Genomic DNA, 19,568 nt, shown 5'->3' on the forward strand with positions numbered 1-19,568 from the left:
ACCATCTCCCGTTCATCCGGGCAGGCGCATAGCGAACGCCCAGTTGTTGCAACGAGAGTCTTCGATGTCGCGTACCGCTCTTGCCGCGCTTGCCCTGCTCGCGGGCGCCACTGCCCTCTCCGCTCCCGCCCAGGCTGCGCCGGCCTGCGTCGGCACGCCGGGGAACGGCAAGGTGAAGCTGGAGGTTGCCGCCACCAGCTTGCGCAGCGCCGATGGCGAGGTCGCCTTCACCGTCTATCCGGACGACAGCAGCCGCTTCCTGAAAGGCGGCGCCAAGCTCGCGCGTGCGCGGGTCAAGGTGACGGCGCCGACCACCCGCGCCTGCTTCTGGCTGGCGCCCGGCCATTATGCGCTCGCCACCTATCACGACGAGAACGGCGACCATAAGTTCAACCGCACGACGCTTGCGCCCAAGGAAGGATACGGCTTCTCCAACGATGCGCCGACCACCTTCAGCCTGCCCGCGTTCAAGGCGACGCGCTTTCCGCTGCCCGCCAGCGGCGGCAGCATCGCCATTCGCACGCGCTATGGCCGATAAGTCGTAAAAGCCGGGCGCTTCCCCGGCGAAAGCGTGCGATAGGGGTTGCCGAAGGCGGCGGTCGCCACAAAACTGCCACGATATGGGCGCGGACGGGCCAATCGTGCGGTGCATGGGCCCGCCTCCCGTTCAAGCATCGTACCCCGGGGGCGCGTTTGAAGAAGATTACCTCGGAACCGGCAGAGCAGATGGCGTCCCCTACTCCCCCTGGAACGATGGTCCCGGACCGTGGCGCACGCCGCGCCGGCCATCCGCGCACCGGGATCATCAGCAACAGCCGAAGCCATCGCAACCGCACCCGCGGTGCCGAGGCGGCGGTGGTGCCGGCCGATACGCCCAACCTCCTGTACCGCGGCCCCCGGACCCACCCGGCGCTGGCTCAGGCGCTGCGCGAATTCCGGGACGCCGGCATCGAGCTGCTGGTAGTCGACGGCGGCGACGGCACCGTGCGGGACGTGCTGACCTGCGCGCAGGAGATTTTCGGCGACGCCCTGCCCCGGCTGGCCGTCGTCCCCTCGGGCAAGACCAACGCGCTCGCGCTCGACCTCGGCATCCCGAACGACTGGACGGTGCAGGACGCGCTGGAGGCAGGCGTCCATGGCGGAGCCCGGGCCCGTGCGTCCGTGGAGATCCTGCGCGGCGATGCGAGCAAGCCGGAGCTGTGCGGCTTCCTGTTCGGGGCCGGTGCGTTCGTGCGCGCGACCGAACTGGCGCAGCGCACGCACAAGGCGGGTGCCTTCAACAGCTTTGCGGTCGGCATCTCGCTGTTCTGGGGCGTCGCCCAGACGATGTTCGGCGGGCACGCCAACGAATGGCGCGCGGGCGAGCCGATGCGGCTGCAGCTGGACGGGGGCACACCGGTCGACAAGACCTTCTACATCCTGTTCAGCTCGACGCTGGAGCGGCTGCCGCTGCGGCTCAAGCCTTTCGGTCACGAGCGCGCCGGGTTGAAGATGCTGGCGGTCGATGCGCCCCCCACTCGCCTCTCGCGCGCGGTGCCGGCCCTGCTGCGCGGCTCCGAAGCCGCGTGGCTGGAGCAAGCCGGCTACCGCCGCCATGACGTCCATTCCTTCACGGTCACGCTGGAGGGCGGCTTCATCCTCGATGGCGAACTCTACGACGGCGGCACCATCACCGTGCGCCAGGGCCGACCACTCCAGTTCGTGACGCCGTGATGCGCCCGCTGCGTCGTGCCATTGCCGACATGCTGGCGGCCGAGGTCCGGCCGGAGATCGTCGAGGCAGCCGCGGTCGTCGCCGGCCGGCTCGGCGGGTCGGCGGTGCTCTTCTACGGCTCGGTGCTGCGGACCGGCGACCTCGACGGGCTGCTCGACTTCTATGTCCTGACCGAAGGGCCGCCGGCGCCCGGCGTCCGCGGCATGGTGTCGCAGCGGATCTGGCCCGACATCAGCTTCGAGGAGGTTCGCGTCGGCGGCCGCATGCTGCAGGCCAAGGTCGCGACCATGCCGCTCGCCGTCTTTGCGGAGGCCGCGAGCGGGGAGCTGGCCGACACGACCATCTGGACCCGCTTCGTGCAGCCGAGCGCCCTGCTGTGGATCGCCGGCGCCGCGCAGGCGGAGGCGGAGGCGGTCGTGGACGCGATCGCGGCGGCTGCGATCACTGCCGCCCGCTTCGCCGCCGTGCTCGGTCCTGCCCATGGCGCGCCGGCCGCCTATTGGAAGGCGCTGTTCCGGGAGACCTATCGCGCGGAATTGCGGGTCGAGCAGCCGGGGCGCGAGGACCAGATCCTCGCCTATGACCCGCAACGCTATGCCGAGCTGCTCCTCCTCGCCTGGGAAGCAGCCGGGATCGAGGTGCGCCGCACGCCGGACGGGGTGTCGCCGATCCTGGACGCCGAGACACGGGCGCAGTTGCTGCGCCGCTGGCGGTCGCGGCGGCGGCTGGGCAAGCCGCTCAACGCGCTGCGGCTGGTGAAGGCCGCCTTCCTGCTCGATGGCGCCGCGCGCTACGGCGCGTGGAAGGTCGAGCGGCATACCGGCGTTCCCGTCAAGCTGACGCCCTGGGCCGAACGCCATCCGCTGCTCGCCGCACCCGGCGTGCTGTGGAAGGTCTGGCGCGCGCGGACGCGGGCATGAGCGCGTTCCACGCCCTGGTGCTCGCCGGCTCGCGCGGCGGTGCCGATCCGGTCGCGGACTATGCTGGGGTGCCTGCCAAGGCGCTGATCGAGGTCGGCGGCGTGACGATGCTCGCCCGGGTCGTCCGGTCGCTCCGCGCAGCCGGCGCCACCCGCATCGGCGTCTCCGTCTCGGATCCGGCAGTCGCCGCCCATGCAGAAACGCTCGGTGTCGAGGTGCTGACCGCCGAGGCCGGCCCCAGCCGGAGCACCCGCAGCGGGCTCGCAACCCTGGGCACGCCGCTGCTGGTCACCACCGCCGACCATGCGCTGCTCGAACCGGAGTGGATCACCGCGTTCCTGGCGGCGACGCCGGCGGGCGCGGACGTTACCGCGCTGCTCGCCCGCCGCGACGTGATCGAGGCAGCAGTGCCGGAAACGCAGCGCACCTATCTGCGCTTCGCCGATGGCAGCTGGTCGGGGTGCAACCTCTTTTACCTGGCGACGCCCAAGGCGAACGCGGCGCTCGACCTGTGGTCGCAGGTGGAGGCGGACCGCAAGCGGCCGTGGCGGATCGTGCGTCGGCTCGGCACCGGAACGCTGCTGCGCTATCTGGTCGGGCGGCTCACGCTCGATCAGGCACTCATGCGGCTCGGAGCCGCCGCAGGCATCTCGGCGCGCGCGATCGCAAGCCCGTTCGGCCTGGCGGCGGTGGATGTCGACAAGCCTGCCGACCTCGACCTCGTCCGCCGCCTGGTCGGCTAGCGCCGGAGGCCCAGCAGCACCGGCGCACTGGCGGTCAGCCACCCCCGCGCCGGACCGCGGATCAGTCCCCGCGCCAGCGGCGAGCGCAGGTAGGTCCGCACCGCCGCGGCCCGGCCCAGGGTCGGCATCGCGACGCGGCAGGCGAGCAGCCAGAACCAGCCCGTCGCCAGCGCCATCCCCTCGGGCGGGACGTAGCGGCTCTCCGCATTGCACGCGCGCAGGGTCTGGAGCCAGTCGGCGGCCCACCGCAGAAAGTCCGGCGGCGCCTCGACGCCCTTCAGCTTCGTCTTGCCCAGCATCGTGTGGCGGCGAAGATCCTCGGCGTCGAACCGCATGCCGAGCTCCGTAAGCGGCCCGGCGTAGAGCCCGCCCTTGCACTCGCGGATGCGGTCCTGCCGCTGGCACACGGTCTGGCCAGGATGCACCCGCCGGTCGACCAGCACCTGCGGCAGGTTCGCGAGCCTATAGGTCCGCGAGAGGCGGACGAAGAGCTCCAGGTCCTCGCACACGTCGAAGCTCGGCTGATAGGGATTTGCCTTGAGCACCTCGGCCCGGCCCATCACCGAGGATTGCTGAAAGGCCGACCGGAACAGCAGCCATGCCGCGATGTCGCCGGATTCGAGCGGCGGGACGCGCACGCCGCGCTTGCGCCGGCCGTCCTTGTCGATCTTGCCCGCGCAGCCGCCGACGAGGGCGACGTCCGGGTTGCGGGCAAGGAAATCGACCTGTGCACCCAGCCGCTCCGGCCGGGCGATGTCGTCGCTGTCGAGCCAGGCGATCAGCCGGCCCCGCGCGGCGTCCAGGCCGGTGTTGCGCGCGTCCGGGATGCCGAGGTTCCGGGCGTGCCGCACCACCCGGATGCGCGGATCGCCGAAGCCCTCGACAACCGCGACCGAGTCATCGGTGGAGCCGTCGTCCACCACCACCAGCTCGAAGTCGCCGAACCGCTGGCCCAGGATGCTGCGGATCGCATCCCCCACCAGATGCGCCCGGTTGTGGACCGGGATGAGGACGGAGACGGTCGGAGTTGCCATGCCGCGGGGATAGCCGCCTCCCCCGCCAAAGCCACGCGAATTTGCGACACCCGGCCCAGGTGGGTATCGCGGGTCGCATGGAACAACAGGCTCTCCTCTTCGCGCTGATCGGCGTGCTCGGCATCGGCGCGCAATGGGTCGCCTGGCGAACGGGCTGGCCCGCCATCGCGCTGATGCTGGTGGCGGGGATCTTCGCGGGTCCCGTCACCGGATTGATCGACCCGCATGCCGCCTTCGGCCCGCTGCTCGAACCCGCCATCTCGATCGCGGTCGCCGTGATCCTGTTCGAGGGCGGCCTCAGCCTCAACTTCCGCGAGCTGCGCAAGACCGAGGGCGCCGTCACCCGCCTGGCGCTGATCGGCATCCCGGTCGGCTGGGCGCTGGGTGCACTCGCCTGCTATTATGTCGCCGGGCTGGTATGGCCGGTCGCGATCCTGTTCGCCGGCATCATGGTGGTGACCGGCCCCACCGTGGTCCTGCCGCTGCTGCGCCAGAGCAACGTCGCGCCGCGGCCCCGCGCGATCCTGAAGTGGGAGGCGATCGTCAACGATCCCTTCGGCGCGCTCTGTGCGGTCATCACCTATGAATATCTCCGTCGATCGGAGGCGGGCGCGTCGCTGGGCGGCGTCATCGTGTCGCTGCTTGCGGCCGCCGTGCTCGCGGGCCTGATCGGCTATGCGGTGGCGCGCGCGATCGCCTGGGCGTTCCCGCGCGGGCATGTGCCGGAGTATCTGAAGGCCCCCGTCCTGCTGGTCGCAGTGATCGGCACCTTCGTGCTGTCGAACCTGATCCAGCAGGAAACCGGGCTGCTCGCGGTGACGGTGATGGGCATCGCGCTTGCGAACATGAAGCTCGACTCGCTGCGCGACGTCCACCCGTTCAAGGAGAACATCACCGTCCTCCTGATCTCCGGCGTGTTCGTGCTGCTCTCCGCCCAACTCGACCTGGAGGTGCTGCGCCGCTTCGAATGGCGCTTCGCCGGCTTCCTGGTCGCGCTGCTGCTGCTGGTGCGGCCGGCGACCGTGCTGCTGAGCCTCGCGTTCAGCCGGGTGCCGTGGAACGAGCGGCTGCTGATCGCCTGGATCGCGCCGCGCGGCGTCGTCGCGGTCGCGGTGTCGGGGCTGTTCGCGCTCCGGCTCGACCGGCTCGGCTACAGCGACGGCGACATTCTGGTGACCCTGTCCTTTGCGGTCGTGGTCACCACGATCATCGCCCATGGCTTCAGCATCCGCACGGTCGCCCGCTGGCTGAAGGTCACCGGCGCGAGCGAGCGCGGCCTGCTGATCGTGGGGAGCACCGACTGGAGCCTGGCGCTTGCTGAGCATCTGCGCTCGCTCGATGTGCCGGTGCTGGTGAGCGACAGCAGCTGGCAGCGGCTCTCCCCCGCCCGCCAGCGCGGCATCCCGACCTATCACGGCGAGATCCTGGCCGAGGCGACCGAGGAGCAGCTGGACCTCAGCCAGTTCCAGGTGCTGGCCGCAACCTCCGAGAACGAAGCCTATAATGCGCTGGTGTGCAGCGAGTTCGCGCCGCAGATCGGGCGCGACGCGGTGTACCAGCTGGGCGACGCGAGCGGCGATCCGCGCGCGCTGCCGGAGGCGCTGCGCGGCCGGGCGCTGTTCACCTCCGGCCTCGGCGTCGAGGAAATCACCGAGCGCGAGCGTGCCGGCTGGTCCTTCCGCAAGACCCGCATCAGCGAGCAGTTCGACTTTGCCGACGCCAAGGCGGTGCTGCCGGACGAGGCCGACATGCTGCTGCTGTTGCGCAAGAACGGGACGCTGCGCTTCTTCACGCATGCCACCCGCCCGACGCCGCAGCCCGGCGACGTGATCGTCTCCTACGCCCCGCCCCGCGTGCGCGAGCCGGAGACCCGAAACGAGAACCTGATTGGGGAGGAACGATGAAACGGACCTTGTGCCACACGGTGGCGGCCGGCGGGCTGGTTGCGCTCCTGGCGGGATGCGGCCCATCCCCGGACAACCGCGCCGACCCCGCCCCGCCCGAGAATAGCGCGGAGCTGGAGATCGCCAACATCGCCCCGGCGCCGGAGCCGACGCCCGAGGGCAAGTCGATCATCCGCCCGGAAACCGAACCGGACGCCGAACCCACGCCGCCGCCGCTCGAGCCGATCGAGCGGACCGTCCAGTTCCCCAAGGGGGTCGCCCTGGACGACGCAGCCAAGGCGGCGCTCGACACGCTCCTGGCCGAACCCGCGCTCCAGGCCGGCGGTCCCATCCGGCTGAGCGGCCACAGCGACTCGAAGGGTTCGGACGCGGATAACCTGCGCTCTTCGCGGCGCCGCGCGGAGGCGGTGCGCGATTATCTGATCGCGAAAGGCGTGGCCAAGGATCGCATCACCGTGATCGCGCTCGGCGAAAACCGTCCGGTAGCGCCCAACGCCAATCCGGACGGCAGCGACGACGAAGCAGGCCGGGCACGCAACCGCCGCGTCGACATCGCGGTCGCGCTTCCCGAGCCGCAGCCGAGCCCCACGCCGGAGCCCACTCCCGCGGAGTGACGCGGGGTCAGGCGCCCGCGATGCGGGGGGCGAGGCGCTGCATCAGCATCTCGCAGCCGGCGGCGTCCTCGGCATCGAAGCGCGCTGGCGAGGGGCTGTCGAGGTCGAGCACACCGAGCAGGCGGCCGTCGTGGACGATCGGCACCACCAGTTCCGAGCGGCTGGCAGCATCGCAGGCGATGTGCCCGGGGAAGGCGTGGACGTCCTCGACCCGCTGGGTCTCAAGGGTGGACGCAGCGGCGCCGCACACGCCCTTGCCGAACGGGATGCGGATGCAGGCGGCCTTGCCCTGGAACGGCCCGAGCACCAGCTCGTCGGCGACGTTGCGGTAGAAGCCGGACCAGTTGAGGTCGGGCAGATATTCCCACAGCAGCGCCGCCGCATTCGCCATGTTGGCGATCGCGTCCGGCTCGTCGGCGGTGAGCGCGTCGAGCGCGCTGGCGAGTTCGCGGTATAGCTCCTGCTTGGAGCCGGCGGCGATGTCGAAGACGTACATGGCGTTCCTTTTCCTCGTTGCGGCCGGCGCTCAGTCGAAGCGGACCTTGCCGCGCCCGGCCTTGACGGCGCTGCGGCCCTTTTTCTCATCCACCCGCCGCGCCTTTGCCGCGCGGCTGGGCTTGGTGGGCTTGCGCTTGCGCGGCACGAAGGTCGCCTCCCGGATCAGGGCGACCAGCCGCTCGCGCACTTCCTCTCGATTGAGAAGCTGGGAACGCGCCCCCTCGCTCCGCAAGACCAGCACGCCTTCGCGCGTCATCCGCGACCCCGCCAGCTCGGCCAGCCGGTTCTTCACCGCTTCGGGCAGGTTCGGGGAAGCCGCCACGTCGAAGCGCAGCAGCACCGCGCTGTCGGTGGTGTTGACGTGCTGCCCGCCCGGCCCGCTGGCGCGCGTGAAGCTTTCGACCAGTTCGTCGCTGTCGATGTGGATCGAGCGGGTGATCGGGATGGCTGCCATCCGGACGGCGCCTCAGTTGTCCCCGAAACCGGCCGCCGCGAAGCTCGGCGGCAGCGGCGCGGTCGCCTCCACCGGAGGCTTGCTGCCGCGGGGCACGGTGAGTTGCGCGGCGTGGAGCAGCATCGAGCCGCCCGCCCGGCCATAGACCGGGTCGCCCGCCACCGGCGCGCCCAGCCCCTCTGCGGCGTGGACGCGGATCTGGTGGGTGCGGCCCGTCTCCGGGAAGAAGGCGACCAGCGCGCGGCCGCCTTCGGCGCGCAGCAGCTTCCAGTTGGTGCGCGCGGGCTTGCCCTTCGGGTCACCGACCATGCGCCAGCCCGCCTCGGGACTGCTCACCTTGGCGAGCGGCAGGTCGATCGTGCCGGAGCTTTCCGCCGGCACCCCGTCGAGCACGGCCAGGTAGCGCTTCTGCACCAGCCCCGCCTCGAACGCCTGCTGGAAGCGGGCGTGCGCCTTGGGATTGCGGGCGAGCAGCAGGCAGCCGCTGGTGTCGCGGTCCAGGCGGTGGACCGGCGTCGGCAGCCGCTGGAAGCCGAAGGTCAGTTCGTCCAGCCGCGATTCGATGCTCGGGCTGCGGTCCCGCGGACGGTCGACCGGCAGGCCCGCCGGTTTGTCGATCACGATCGCTTCGCCATCGATGAAGAGCACTAGGTCATCCAGCATGCTGGTCCCTTGCCACCGCCGCCGCCGACATGCCAGAGCGCAGGCGCCGAAAGGCGGCAGCGCCGCCCCGTGCGGTTCAGGAGGTTGGATTGCGTAACTCCCTGCGGATGTCCGCTGCGCTGGTGCTGGCGCTTGCCGCCTGCTCGGCGCCCAGGCCCGCCCCCGTCGAGGCACCGGTGGTGCCGGCCCCCACGCCTGCCCCCGCAGCACCGCCGCCAGCCGTCGCCGTCAATCGCGCGCCCATTGCGCTGTGCGACCGCGGCATCGTCCAGCCGGGGCCGGACGGCCGGCTGTTCAACCACTTCCCATACCCGGACACGATGGAGACCGCGCTGATCCCGGCGCCGGAGGAGTTCGCGCCCGGCGGCAGCTGCCGCATCCATCCGGCGATGCTGGCCGACCTGCAGGCGCTGCTCGCCCGCGCCAACCAGGATCCGGCGATCGCGGGCAAGCTGCGCGCGGTGTCCTGCCACCGCTCGGTCCGCCTGCAGCGCCAGACCTTCTGCGGCGGCATCAACGCGGACGAGAGCAGCAGCTTTCGCGAGCGCGCCTGGGCCTCGGCCCCACCGGGCTTCAGCGAGCACGCGACCGGTTATGTCGTGGACTTCGGCACGCGCGACCGCGGCGGCTGCCCGGATGCGGAGGCGTGTTTCGCCGCCACCCCCGCGGGCCGCTGGCTGATCGCCCATGCCGCAGAGTTCGGGTTCGAGCAGTCCTTCCCCGCCGGCAACAAGCAGCAGGTGAAGTGGGAGCCGTGGCACTGGCGCTGGGTCGGTCGCACGCCGCACACGCCGGGTGCTGCAACCGCCCGCCGGGTGTTCGCGCCGGCCGCCGCGCGCTTTCCGGCCTATCCCAACCGCCCGGAGGACAAGCGGCTGCTGGCGCCGCGGCCTGCGGCACCTGCCGCTCCGGCCGCGACCCAACCGGCGGCGCCGGCTCCCGTGCAACCCACGGCGCCGACGCCGCAGGGCTGAGGCCCGCCGCTCCGGGAGCGGCGGGTACCCCGGATCAGGCGGTGAGCTTGGCGGCCGTCAGCGCGATGCGGCGGCCCTGGTAGCGCGCCGACTCGAGTTCCTCCGCGTGCGGCTGGCGGCTGCCGTCGCCGCCCGCGATGGTGGTCGCGCCATAGGGCGATCCGCCGCGCACCTCGTCCACGCCCATCTGCCCCTGGAAGCCATAGTCGAGGCCGACGATGGTGAGCCCATGGTGCAGCAGGTTGGTGATGATCGAGAACAGCGTCGTCTCCTGCCCGCCATGCTGGCTGGCCGTCGAGGTGAAGGCGCCGCCCACCTTGCCGATCAGCGCGCCGCGGGCCCAGACGCCGCCCGTTTTGTCCCAGAACGCCGCCATCTGGCTGGTCATGCGGCCATAGCGGGTGCCGGTGCCGACGATGATCGCGTCGTAATTGGCGAGCTCGTTGACGTCTTCCAGCACCGGATAGGGCTGGTCCATCACATAGTGGGAGGCGCGGGCGAGATCCTCCGGCACCGTCTCGGCAACGCGGCGGATGTCGACTTCGGCGCCGGCGCCGCGGGCACCTTCGGCGACCGCCTCGGCCATCTTCATGATGTGGCCGTAGGACGAGTAATAGAGCACCAGAACCTTTGCCATCGCATGTCTCCTTGCTTCTGCCCGCCCGTCGGGCTGGTATTCGGGGGCCTGCCTCAGGGAGGGAGAGATCGGCAGGCCCCCTTCCCCGGCCGCACGTCGCGGCCCGGGAAACTCGTTATTCGGCGTCGACCAGGACGATCTCCGCATCCTCCAGCGCCGTGATCGAGACGGTCGCACCGCCATCGATCGCCGCGCCGTCGCGAGCGTCGAACCGGACGCCGTCGATCTCCACCGCGCCGGTCGCCGGCACCAGATAGGCGTGGCGGCCCGCGCCCACCTCGTGGGTCAGGGTCTCGCCCGCCTTCAGCGTGGCGCCCAGCACCCGTGCGTCGGCACGGATCCGCAGCGCCTCCGCATCCTCGGCATAGCCGCTCGCCAAGGGCACGAACCGACCCGAGCGATCGTCGCGCGGGAACGGCTTGGCGCCCCAGGAAGGCGCGCCGCCCTTGAGCCGCGGCTCGATCCAGATCTGGAAGATCCGGGTCGTCTCCGGCTCCAGATTATACTCGGCATGGCGCACGCCGGTGCCGGCGCTCATCACCTGCACGTCGCCCGCCGCCGTGCGCCCGGTGTTGCCCATCGAATCCTGATGGGTGATCGCGCCGCTGCGCACGAAGGTGATGATCTCCATGTCGCGGTGCGGGTGCGGCGGGAAGCCGCTGTTGGGTGCGATCTCGTCGTCGTTCCAGACGCGGATCGCGCCCCATCCCATCCGCTTGGGATCATGGTAGTTGGCGAAGGAGAAATGGTGCCGGGCGTTCAGCCAACCATGGTCTGCATGGCCCAGGCCTTCAAAACTGCGCTTGTCGATCATGGGAAATTCCTTTCCGCTGGCATCGAGCCGTTGGTCAGAAGGTAGGCGCTCCCATCACCACGTAAACGGAAACGTTGGAAACTGATCGTTGCGGCGCTATAGCTGCAGGCACGGAGGTGCTGTCCGATGATGCTACCCGATTTCGAGGCCTGGGCGATCTTTGCGTCCGTGGTCGAACACCGTTCCTTCAGCGGTGCCGCGCAGGCGCTCGGAACGTCCAAGGCGACGGTGTCGAAAGCGATCAGCCGCCTGGAGACGCGGCTGGGGGCGACGCTGTTCCACCGCACCTCGCGCCGCCTGACCCTGACCGAGAGCGGCCGTGCGCTTTCCGAGCGCGCCGCCCGCATCCTGGCCGAAGCACGCGAGGCGGAGGAAGTCGCGCGCGATTCCAACAGCACGCCCACTGGCCGGGTGCGCCTGGCCGCACCGATGAATTTCGGCCTGACCCGCGTCGCCCCTGCCCTCGCCGACTTCCTGACCCTGTATCCCGGCATCGAGGTCGACCTGACGCTGTCGGACGCACCGACGGACATCGTCGCGGAGGGGATCGACGTCGCGCTTCGGGTGGCGGAACTACCGGACAGCAGCCTGCGGGTTCGCCGGCTGGCGCCGGTCACGCTCCATCTGGTCGCGGCGCCCGCCTATCTGGAGAAGCATGGCCGACCCGAACATCCGGCCGATCTCGCCCACCACGCCTGCCTGGCCTATACCAACGCCAGCCGGCCCTTCGTCTGGCAGTTCCGCCGCGGGAACGAGGAAGTGGCGATCCGGCCGGCCGGTCCGCTCTGCACCGACAGCGGCGAGGCGATGCTCCCTGCGCTCCGCGCGGGTCTCGGCATCACGCGCCTGCCCGACTTCATCGTCGACCAGGATCTGGCGGACGGCACGCTGGTCGAGCTGCTTCAGGATTGGCGGGAGACCAACATGGCGCTGCACCTCCTCACCCCGCCCGGCACGTTGCGGCCGGCCCGCGTCGAGGTGCTGATCGAGTTCCTGGCGGAACGCTTCCGCCAGCTGTGCGCGAGCCGCCAGTGAACCGGCTTCGCCCGGATGCGGAGGACGCCCGCTTCCTGCGCCGCGTCGTCCTGCTGATCCTGATCGCGGCGGTCGCGGTCGCGCTCTATCGCGCGCTCAACCTGTTGATCCTGGCGTTCGGCTCGATGCTGGGCGCGACCGTGATCCACGCGCTGGCGGACATCTACGGGCGGCGCCTGCGCGTGCCCGAGCGTGCGCGGGTGCCGGCCGGCATGGTGACGGTACTGGCCTCCGTCGGCTTCCTGGTGTGGCTGTTCGGCTATCAATTCGGATCGCAGGTGAACGCGCTGGTGCTGGCGCTGCCGGGCCTGCTCTCCGACCTCGCCGCCTGGATGTCGCACTCGCCCGTCGGCGCGCGCATCGTCGAGGCGGTGGAGGCGGCCTTTGCCGGCTCCCGCATCGCGCAGGACATCGGCGGGCTCGTCCAGGGCTCGGGCGAACTGCTGCTGAACTGCATCCTGCTGCTCGCCGGCGCGATGTTCTTCGCCGCGGATCCCGGGATCTACCGCCGCGGCGCGCTGCTGCTGATCCCGCGTTCCAAGCGCGACGCGTTCGCGGATGCGCTCGACGACACGGCGGAGACGCTGCGGCTGTGGCTGCGCGCGCAGATCATCCTGATGACCAGCATGGGAGTGCTGATCGGCGTCGGCCTCTGGATCTCGGGCGTGCCGTCCGCGGCCGCGCTCGGGCTGCTGGCGGGTCTCAGCGAATTCATCCCCTATGTCGGCCCGACCGCGGCGATGATCCCCGCGCTGGGGCTCGGCGCCACCCAGGGCACGGGGCCGCTGATCGGCGCACTGGTCACCTATGCGGTCGTGCGCCTGCTGCAGACCAACTTCATCACGCCCTTCGTTCAGGCGCGCGTGATCGCGATCCCGCCTGCCATCACCCTCTTCGCGATCATCGCGATCGGGATGGTGTTCGGCCTGTTCGGCCTCTTCTTCTCGGCGGCGCTGCTGGTGGTGATCTTCACGCTGATCCGCAGCCTCTACCTGCGGGAGACGCTTGGCGAAGACGTTTGATATCTCACCTACGTACGCGTTCGACGTAAGAGAGATTTAGGATCGCGTTAACCTTTTGCCTTCACTTCGGTTTAGGTTAATGATTGTCCTACGGCGCGCCGCCTCCGGTTCGCTCGCCGCACAGGGGGACTGCGATGCGCGTTTTGTTGATCGAGGACGAACCCACCACCGCCAAGGCGATCGAGCTGATGCTCGAGGCCGAGGGGTTCAACGTCTACACCACCGATCTCGGCGAGGAGGGGCTCGATCTCGCCAAGCTCTATGACTACGACATCATCCTTCTCGACCTGAACCTGCCCGACATGCACGGGTACGAGGTTCTGAAGAAGGTCCGTGTTGCCCGGGTGCAGACGCCGGTCCTGATCCTGTCGGGCATCAGCGAGATGGACACCAAGGTCCGCTCGTTCGGCTTCGGCGCGGACGATTACGTGACCAAGCCCTTCCACCGGGAAGAGCTGATCGCCCGCATCCACGCCGTGGTGCGCCGCTCCAAGGGCCATTCCCAGTCGGTCATCAAGACCGGCAAGCTGGCGGTGAACCTGGATGCCAAGACGGTGGAGGTCGACGGCAACCGCGTCCACCTGACCGGCAAGGAATATGCGATGCTGGAGCTGCTCTCGCTCCGCAAGGGCACGACGCTGACCAAGGAGATGTTCCTGAACCATCTCTATGGCGGCATGGACGAGCCCGAGCTCAAGATCATCGACGTGTTCATCTGCAAGCTTCGCAAGAAGCTCAGCACCGCCTGCGACGGCGAGAACTACATCGAGACGGTGTGGGGCCGCGGCTATGTGCTGCGCGATCCCAACGAGCAGCCGACGGCACAGGTCGCCTGATCCCGGCTGGGCCGGACACGGAAAGGGCCGCGGCTTTCACCAAGCCGCGGCCCTTTTCGTTCGGCCCGCCGGAGCGCCGGTCAGCCGCCGCGGCTCGGCTGCGGTGGTTCGTTGCTGGCGAGGCGTGCGCTCTGCTGCTGGCAGGCGGCGGCGATCGTCGGGTAGCTCAGGTCCGTGTTGCGGACCAGCGCGTCGGGCATGGCCGCCTGGCACGACTGGATGCTGCTATAGGTCGCCGGCTCGACCCGCGCGCTGCGGCACTGGCTGGAATCATCGGCACAGCCCATGATCGCGATGACGTACAAGATCGAGCTCATTCGACTTCCTTTCGGGGAGTCAAGCGATTGAGATTACATCCGGTTCCCTCGGCCCTGCACGGTCGGGACTTGCCCGGTCCGTTGCGCAGCGGGCCCGGACATCCCAAATCGGGATCCGATGCCTCCTGATACTTCTGCTCCCGCCGCATCCCAGCGGCCGATGATCGCGACCCTCCGGCGCTTCCTCCCCTACCTCTGGCCAAAGGGTCAGGCGGGGCTGAAGCTGCGCGTCGTGGGCGCGCTGCTGCTCGTGGTCCTGTCGAAGCTGGTGCAGGTCTATGGCGCACCCTTTGCGCTGCAGAACGCGATCGACACGATGAGCGCCGGCAGCCGCGACGCGCTGTGGCTCGTGGTCGCGCTGATCGTCGGCTATGCGGCCGCGCGCTTCGGGGCGACGCTGTTCGACAACCTGCGCAACATGGTGTTCGAGCGCGTGGGCCAGGATGCCGCGCGCCGGCTGTCGGGTACGGTGTTCCGCCACCTCCACGGCCTGTCGCTGCGCTTCCACCTCGAACGCCGCACCGGCGCCGTCACCAAGGTGGTGGAGCGCGGCACCAAGAGTATCGACACGATGCTCTACTTCCTGCTGTTCAACATCGCGCCGACGGTGCTGGAACTGGCGCTGGTGCTCGGCATCTTCGGCGTCCGCTTCGGCGGGTGGCTGGTGGTGGGCACGGTGGTGATGGTCGCCGCCTATATCCTCTTCACCCGCTGGGTCACCGACTGGCGCAACGCCCTGCGCGAGCGGATGAACGACCTCGACACGGGCGCGGTCGCGCACGCCGTCGACTCGCTCCTGAACTTCGAGACGGTGAAGTATTTCGGCGCCGAGGACCGCGAGGCCGAGCGCTACGAGCGTGCGGTCGCCGACTATGCGGCCGCGGCGGTGCGCAGCGAGAACAGCCTCGCCCTCCTCAACATCGGCCAGGCGCTGATCACCGGCGTGATGCTGGCCGGCGGCATGGCGCTGGTGGTGTTCGGCTGGGCGAGCGGGCGCTTTTCCCCCGGCGACGTGGTGCTGGTCTCCACCCTCCTCACCCAGCTGTTCCGCCCGCTCGACCTGCTCGGCATGGTCTATCGCACGATCCGCCAGGGGGTGACCGACATGGGTTCGATGTTCGACCTGATCGACACGCCGACCGAGGTGCGCGATGCCCCTCACGCCCCTGCGCTCGCCGTGTCGCAGGGCCATGTCCGCTTCGAGGACGTGCGCTTCGGCTATGATCCGGAGCGGCCGATCCTGAAGGGGATCGACATCGACGTGCCGGCCGGCACCACGCTGGCGGTGGTGGGTCCGTCGGGTGCGGGCAAGTCCACGCTCGCACGGCTGCTGTTCCGCTTCTACGACCCGACTGGCGGCCGCATCACCATCGACGGGCAGGACATCGCCCGCGTGCGGCAGGATTCGCTGCGCGCCGCGATCGGCATCGTTCCCCAGGACACGGTGCTGTTCAACGACACGGTGGGCTACAACATCGCCTATGGCCGCGCCGGGGCAACGGCGGACGAGATCGCCGCCGCCGCGCGCGGTGCGGCGATCGCGCCGTTCATCCAGGGCCTGCCGGACGGCTACGACACCCGCGTCGGCGAACGCGGGCTGAAGCTTTCGGGCGGCGAGAAGCAGCGTGTCGCGATCGCCCGCACCCTGCTCAAGAACCCGCCCGTGCTGATCCTGGACGAGGCGACCAGCGCGCTCGACAGCCGGACGGAGGCGGAAATCCTCTCCACGCTGGAGGCGATCGAGCAGGGCCGCACCACCATCGTCATCGCCCATCGCCTGTCGACCGTGGTTCACGCCGACCGCATCGTCGTGCTGGAGGCGGGCCAGGTGGTGGAAAGCGGCACCCATGGCGAACTGCTGCGCAAGAACGGCGTCTATGCGGAAATGTGGGCACGCCAGGCAGCCGAGCGCGAGGAGGCGCTCGCCGCCGCCTGAGACGGGGGCGTCGGGAGCGAAAACGCGCCCCTACCCCCGCCGCGGGAAATCCTCTAAGCCCCTGGCCGAGAACTTATCCCCGGGGTGGAAATGCGCCTGTTTGCCGTTGTTTTCGCGTTGTTCGCGTCCTTGTTCGCGCTGCCCGCCGCAGCCCAGCTGATCGATGTTCCCGGCCGCGCGGCACCGCCCGCGACGACGGACAAGGAGAACCTGTGGCTGCTCGACCTGTCGAGCGGTGGCCGCGTCACCATCTGGCTGCGCCCGGATGTCGCTCCCAAGGCGGTCGAGCGGGTCAAGACGCTCACCCGCCAGAAGTTCTACGACGGCCTGCCCTTCCACCGCGTGATCGAGGGCTTCATGGCCCAGGGCGGCGATCCCAAGGGCGACGGCACCGGCGGATCGGAGCTTCCGGACCTGGAGAAGGAGTTCAACTACCTGCCCCACGTCCGCGGCGCCGTCGCCGCCGCGCGTGCGCAGGATGAGAACAGCGCCAACAGCCAGTTCTACATCATGCTCGCGCCGCGCCTGGCGCTGGACAAGAAGTACACGGTGTTCGGCCGCGTGCTCGACGGCATGCAGTATGTCGACGCGATCCAGCGCGGCGAGCCGCCGGCGAACCCGACCCGCGTCGTCCACGCCTATATCGCCGCCGACAATCCCCCGCCGTACCAGCCGGCACCGGCCGCTGCCGCCACCGTTCCGGCCGAGGACCAGAACCTGACGCTGCCGTCCGGCCCGGCCAAGCGCTGACCCATCCACGCCGGTCGTTCGGCGGACGCTGAGATGAATGTAGACGATTTCGACTTCGAACTGCCCGCGGGGCGCATCGCGCTTCGCCCGGCGGCGCCGCGCGATGCCGCACGCATGCTGGTGCTCGACGACGCCGGCACGCGCGACGCGGTGGTAACCGACCTTCCCGACGCGCTCCGCCCGGGCGACCTGCTGGTCTTCAACGACACCCGCGTCATCCCCGCCCAGCTGAAGGGCCGCCGCGGCGAAGCACGCATCGGCGCCACCCTGCACAAGCGCGAGGGACCGCGCGCCTGGCGCGCCTTCGTGCGCAACGCGCGACGCCTGCGCAACGGGGACGTGATCGATTTCGGCGTCGGCGTGTTCGCAACCGCCGGCGAGCGCGGCGACGACGGCAGCGTGCTGCTGGAGTTCGCAGGCGACGAGCCGGTCGAACTGCTGCTGGAACGCGCCGGCCGCATGCCGCTTCCGCCCTACATCGCCTCGAAGCGCGAGACCGACGCGCGCGATGCCGAGGATTACCAGACGCTGTTCGCGCGGGAGGCCGGCGCCGTCGCCGCCCCCACCGCGGCGCTGCACTTCACGCCCGGCCTGATGGCAGCGCTGGAGGCGCGCGGGATCGGCCATGCGACGCTCACCCTCCACGTCGGCGCCGGCACCTTCCTGCCGGTGAAGGCCGCCGACACCGACGAGCACCGCATGCATGCCGAATGGGGCCGACTCGACGCTGCAACCGCCGATCGGCTCAACCAGGTGCGCCGCGACGGCGGCCGCGTGATCGCGGTCGGCACCACCAGCCTGCGCCTGATCGAAAGCGCCAGCGGCGAGGATGGCATCATCCGCCCGTTCGAGGGCGACACGGCGATCTTCATCACGCCGGGCTATCGCTTCCGCGGCATCGACGGGCTGATGACCAACTTCCACCTGCCCCGATCGACGCTGTTCATGCTGGTATCGGCACTGATGGGGCTCGACCGTATGAAGGACGCTTACGCCCATGCCATTCAAAATGGCTACCGTTTCTACTCCTACGGGGATGCCTCGCTGCTCCTTCCGTAGAGGGCTTTCCGGTGGGTGGCCGGTGGGTGCCTTCGAAAATGCTGTTAGCTGCTGCGCGTGACAACCGCGCCGGATCGCGCGCCATATCTGATCGTCGTGACTTAGGGCGAAAGCGGCCTTGCGTTCCTGACCCGTTCTCATAAACAAGGCCTCATTCTGGTTACCAAAAAAAACGGAGCGCAATGCATGGCGACAGGGATTACCGCTAAAGAGCAACACAGCAAGGACGCCCTCACCGCGCACGTTCCCCACCGTGATCGCCATCCACTGCCAAGCGGCATGTCGGAGCCGTTCCTGTCCTATGACAACCGGTTGAGTGAAGCCCGAGTGCTTGAGAGCTTTCCAGTCTCGTTCTCGAAGTTTGACGGGGGCAAGTGGTCGGACGCCGCGCTGGCGTCCAATGCAACCGTGCTCTGCGATAACCTGGCTGGTCTGAGTGCCCTCGCTCGTTCCGGTGAGAAGGTACGTCTCATCTACCTTGACCCGCCCTATAACACGGGCCTCGGTTTTCACTCTCGCAATCTCCAGCACGCCTACAAGGACGACCGCTCAACGGCAGGTTACGTCGAGTTCATGCGTCGGCGGCTGATCCTCATGCGTGAGTGCCTAGCAGACGACGGATCGATCTACGTTCACATCGGCCATCAAATGCTAGGCCACCTTAAAGTACTGATGGACGAGGTGTTTGGAGCTAAGAACTTCCGTAACATCATTGCACGTCGAAAGTGTTCTTCAAAGAATTTCACCTCGAATAGTTATTCTAATATCCATGATTATCTCCTCTTTTACACTAAGAGCAAATCCTATGTCTGGAACCAGCCCGGTCAGAAGCCGAGCGAGGAGTGGTTGAACAAGGAATACCCCAAGGTCGATGCCAACGGTCGTTACAAGCTGGTGCCTGTCCACGCGCCGGGTACCCGCAACGGTGAGACTGGCATGCTTTGGCGAGGCAAGAGCCCGCCGCCGGGAAAGCATTGGCAATACGCGCCCTCCAAGCTGGACGCACTTGACGCGCAAGGGCACATTCACTGGAGCAAAACCGGAAACCCTCGTCGCAAGGTCTATCTTACCGACGACAAGCTCGTGCCATTCACCGACCAGTGGGATTGCTTCCGCGATGCTCATCACCAAAGCGTTGGTATCACCGGCTATCCCACGGAGAAGAACATCGACATGCTCCGCATGATCGTCGGCGCGAGCAGCAATCCTGGCGATTTGGTAGTGGACCCGTTTTGCGGGTCGGGCACCACTTTGGCGGCGGCGGACGATCAGGGTCGCCGATTCATCGGTTTCGATGAGAGCTTCGTAGCTGTTCAGGCTACACTCAACCGGCTCCGCTTTGGCGTCAAGCCAATGGGCGATTACGTTGAGCGCGAGCCTGCTGAGCAGCGACAGGGAATGCTAGCTACGCTATCCGACGTTTCCCGCGAGGAGGTCGCGAGTTCGCCTAACCGCGAGTTCAGCTTTCTCGTGGACAGCGAGCTATTTGGCGACTTTCGCGAGGAGATCGAGCGCATCGCGGAAGTCTGACTTCTCTTCGGCAGTCTCAGGCTCCCCCTTCAACCATTCCCGCGTGACGCGCACCTTTGCCAGCTTAAGGGTCGTCACGCGGACGTTGCCGTCCCACTCGCCGTCGATGTTGCAC

The 19,568-nt window shown here is 68.9% G+C and carries 21 protein-coding genes; 14 read left to right on the forward strand and 7 right to left on the reverse strand.

Annotated elements, in window-relative coordinates; genetic code table 11:
- The first annotated feature begins 64 nt into the window (after positions 1-64).
- From EDF69_RS12275 to EDF69_RS12290, 4 genes are all read left to right on the forward strand, one after another.
- Positions 65-538, forward strand: a complete 474-nt coding sequence (locus EDF69_RS12275; protein ID WP_132881834.1) for a DUF2141 domain-containing protein — start codon at positions 65-67, stop codon at positions 536-538.
- A gap of 215 nt (positions 539-753) precedes the next feature.
- Positions 754-1,713: a diacylglycerol/lipid kinase family protein gene (locus tag EDF69_RS12280; RefSeq protein WP_165889944.1), complete on the forward strand. Its 960-nt coding sequence runs from the start codon at positions 754-756 to the stop codon at positions 1,711-1,713.
- Entirely contained in the window at positions 1,713-2,633 is a 921-nt protein-coding gene (locus tag EDF69_RS12285) for a hypothetical protein (RefSeq protein ID WP_132882054.1), read from the forward strand. The genes EDF69_RS12280 and EDF69_RS12285 overlap by 1 nt, the downstream gene beginning before the upstream one ends.
- Positions 2,630-3,376, forward strand: a complete 747-nt coding sequence (locus EDF69_RS12290; RefSeq protein WP_132881832.1) for a nucleotidyltransferase family protein — start codon at positions 2,630-2,632, stop codon at positions 3,374-3,376. Before EDF69_RS12285 ends, EDF69_RS12290 begins: the two co-directional genes overlap by 4 nt.
- On the opposite strand, the gene EDF69_RS12295 is transcribed toward EDF69_RS12290, so the two are convergent.
- The gene (locus tag EDF69_RS12295; RefSeq protein ID WP_132881831.1) at positions 3,373-4,410 is read right to left on the reverse strand and encodes a glycosyltransferase family 2 protein; all 1,038 of its coding nucleotides are present in this window, start codon (positions 4,408-4,410) and stop codon (positions 3,373-3,375) included. The two genes, EDF69_RS12290 and EDF69_RS12295, sit on opposite strands and share 4 nt — an antisense overlap.
- Before the next feature lie 77 nt (positions 4,411-4,487).
- On the opposite strand from EDF69_RS12295, the gene EDF69_RS12300 reads away from it, so the two are divergent.
- Positions 4,488-6,314: a cation:proton antiporter gene (locus EDF69_RS12300; protein ID WP_125960410.1), complete on the forward strand. Its 1,827-nt coding sequence runs from the start codon at positions 4,488-4,490 to the stop codon at positions 6,312-6,314.
- On the forward strand, positions 6,311-6,928 hold the full coding sequence (locus EDF69_RS12305) for an OmpA family protein (RefSeq protein WP_132881830.1): 618 nt from the start codon (positions 6,311-6,313) through the stop codon (positions 6,926-6,928). The genes EDF69_RS12300 and EDF69_RS12305 overlap by 4 nt, the downstream gene beginning before the upstream one ends.
- A 7-nt stretch (positions 6,929-6,935) precedes the next feature.
- On the opposite strand, the gene EDF69_RS12310 is transcribed toward EDF69_RS12305, so the two are convergent.
- The 3 genes from EDF69_RS12310 to EDF69_RS12320 are packed head-to-tail and all read right to left on the reverse strand — an operon-like array spanning position 6,936 to position 8,543.
- Entirely contained in the window at positions 6,936-7,424 is a 489-nt protein-coding gene (locus EDF69_RS12310) for a GAF domain-containing protein (protein WP_132881829.1), read from the reverse strand.
- Between the two features lie 30 nt (positions 7,425-7,454).
- The gene (gene arfB / locus EDF69_RS12315) at positions 7,455-7,880 is read right to left on the reverse strand and encodes an alternative ribosome rescue aminoacyl-tRNA hydrolase ArfB (RefSeq protein WP_125960413.1); all 426 of its coding nucleotides are present in this window, start codon (positions 7,878-7,880) and stop codon (positions 7,455-7,457) included.
- Positions 7,881-7,892: 12 nt separating this feature from the next.
- Positions 7,893-8,543 carry an RluA family pseudouridine synthase gene (locus tag EDF69_RS12320; RefSeq protein WP_132881828.1) on the reverse strand — a complete coding sequence of 217 codons (651 nt, stop codon included), beginning with the start codon at positions 8,541-8,543 and terminating at the stop codon, positions 7,893-7,895.
- Positions 8,544-8,632: 89 nt separating this feature from the next.
- On the opposite strand from EDF69_RS12320, the gene EDF69_RS12325 reads away from it, so the two are divergent.
- Complete coding sequence (locus EDF69_RS12325; RefSeq protein WP_239555457.1) at positions 8,633-9,517, forward strand: M15 family metallopeptidase; 885 nt, start codon at positions 8,633-8,635, stop codon at positions 9,515-9,517.
- 34 nt (positions 9,518-9,551) lie between these two features.
- Here EDF69_RS12325 and wrbA read toward each other — a convergent pair whose 3' ends face one another.
- Together wrbA and EDF69_RS12335 are read right to left on the reverse strand one after the other, a co-directional pair.
- The gene (gene wrbA / locus EDF69_RS12330) at positions 9,552-10,154 is read right to left on the reverse strand and encodes an NAD(P)H:quinone oxidoreductase (RefSeq protein WP_132881827.1); all 603 of its coding nucleotides are present in this window, start codon (positions 10,152-10,154) and stop codon (positions 9,552-9,554) included.
- Positions 10,155-10,269: 115 nt separating this feature from the next.
- Complete coding sequence (locus EDF69_RS12335) at positions 10,270-10,968, reverse strand: pirin family protein (protein WP_132881826.1); 699 nt, start codon at positions 10,966-10,968, stop codon at positions 10,270-10,272.
- Between the two features lie 126 nt (positions 10,969-11,094).
- Here EDF69_RS12335 and EDF69_RS12340 point away from each other — a divergent pair, with 126 nt between their 5' ends.
- The 3 genes from EDF69_RS12340 (at position 11,095) to ctrA (ending at position 13,861) form a co-directional block, all read left to right on the forward strand.
- Complete coding sequence (locus EDF69_RS12340; RefSeq protein WP_125960418.1) at positions 11,095-12,003, forward strand: LysR family transcriptional regulator; 909 nt, start codon at positions 11,095-11,097, stop codon at positions 12,001-12,003.
- On the forward strand, positions 12,000-13,025 hold the full coding sequence (locus tag EDF69_RS12345; RefSeq protein ID WP_132881825.1) for an AI-2E family transporter: 1,026 nt from the start codon (positions 12,000-12,002) through the stop codon (positions 13,023-13,025). Before EDF69_RS12340 ends, EDF69_RS12345 begins: the two co-directional genes overlap by 4 nt.
- Before the next feature lie 134 nt (positions 13,026-13,159).
- Positions 13,160-13,861, forward strand: a complete 702-nt coding sequence (gene ctrA / locus EDF69_RS12350; protein ID WP_125960420.1) for a response regulator transcription factor CtrA — start codon at positions 13,160-13,162, stop codon at positions 13,859-13,861.
- An 80-nt stretch (positions 13,862-13,941) separates the two neighbouring features.
- Here ctrA and EDF69_RS12355 read toward each other — a convergent pair whose 3' ends face one another.
- Positions 13,942-14,178: a hypothetical protein gene (locus EDF69_RS12355; protein ID WP_132881824.1), complete on the reverse strand. Its 237-nt coding sequence runs from the start codon at positions 14,176-14,178 to the stop codon at positions 13,942-13,944.
- Between the two features lie 118 nt (positions 14,179-14,296).
- Here EDF69_RS12355 and EDF69_RS12360 point away from each other — a divergent pair, with 118 nt between their 5' ends.
- The 4 genes from EDF69_RS12360 (at position 14,297) to EDF69_RS12375 (ending at position 19,453) form a co-directional block, all read left to right on the forward strand.
- Positions 14,297-16,114, forward strand: a complete 1,818-nt coding sequence (locus EDF69_RS12360) for an ABCB family ABC transporter ATP-binding protein/permease (protein WP_204991375.1) — start codon at positions 14,297-14,299, stop codon at positions 16,112-16,114.
- A gap of 90 nt (positions 16,115-16,204) precedes the next feature.
- Entirely contained in the window at positions 16,205-16,864 is a 660-nt protein-coding gene (locus EDF69_RS12365; protein ID WP_132881822.1) for a peptidylprolyl isomerase, read from the forward strand.
- 33 nt (positions 16,865-16,897) lie between these two features.
- Entirely contained in the window at positions 16,898-17,923 is a 1,026-nt protein-coding gene (queA, locus tag EDF69_RS12370; protein WP_132881821.1) for a tRNA preQ1(34) S-adenosylmethionine ribosyltransferase-isomerase QueA, read from the forward strand.
- A 186-nt stretch (positions 17,924-18,109) separates the two neighbouring features.
- Positions 18,110-19,453 carry a site-specific DNA-methyltransferase gene (locus EDF69_RS12375; protein ID WP_132881820.1) on the forward strand — a complete coding sequence of 448 codons (1,344 nt, stop codon included), beginning with the start codon at positions 18,110-18,112 and terminating at the stop codon, positions 19,451-19,453.
- Positions 19,454-19,568 lie beyond the last annotated feature (115 nt).

Origin of the sequence: Sphingomonas sp. JUb134 (genome assembly GCF_004341505.2) — a bacterium.
Taxonomy (GTDB): domain Bacteria; phylum Pseudomonadota; class Alphaproteobacteria; order Sphingomonadales; family Sphingomonadaceae; genus Sphingomonas.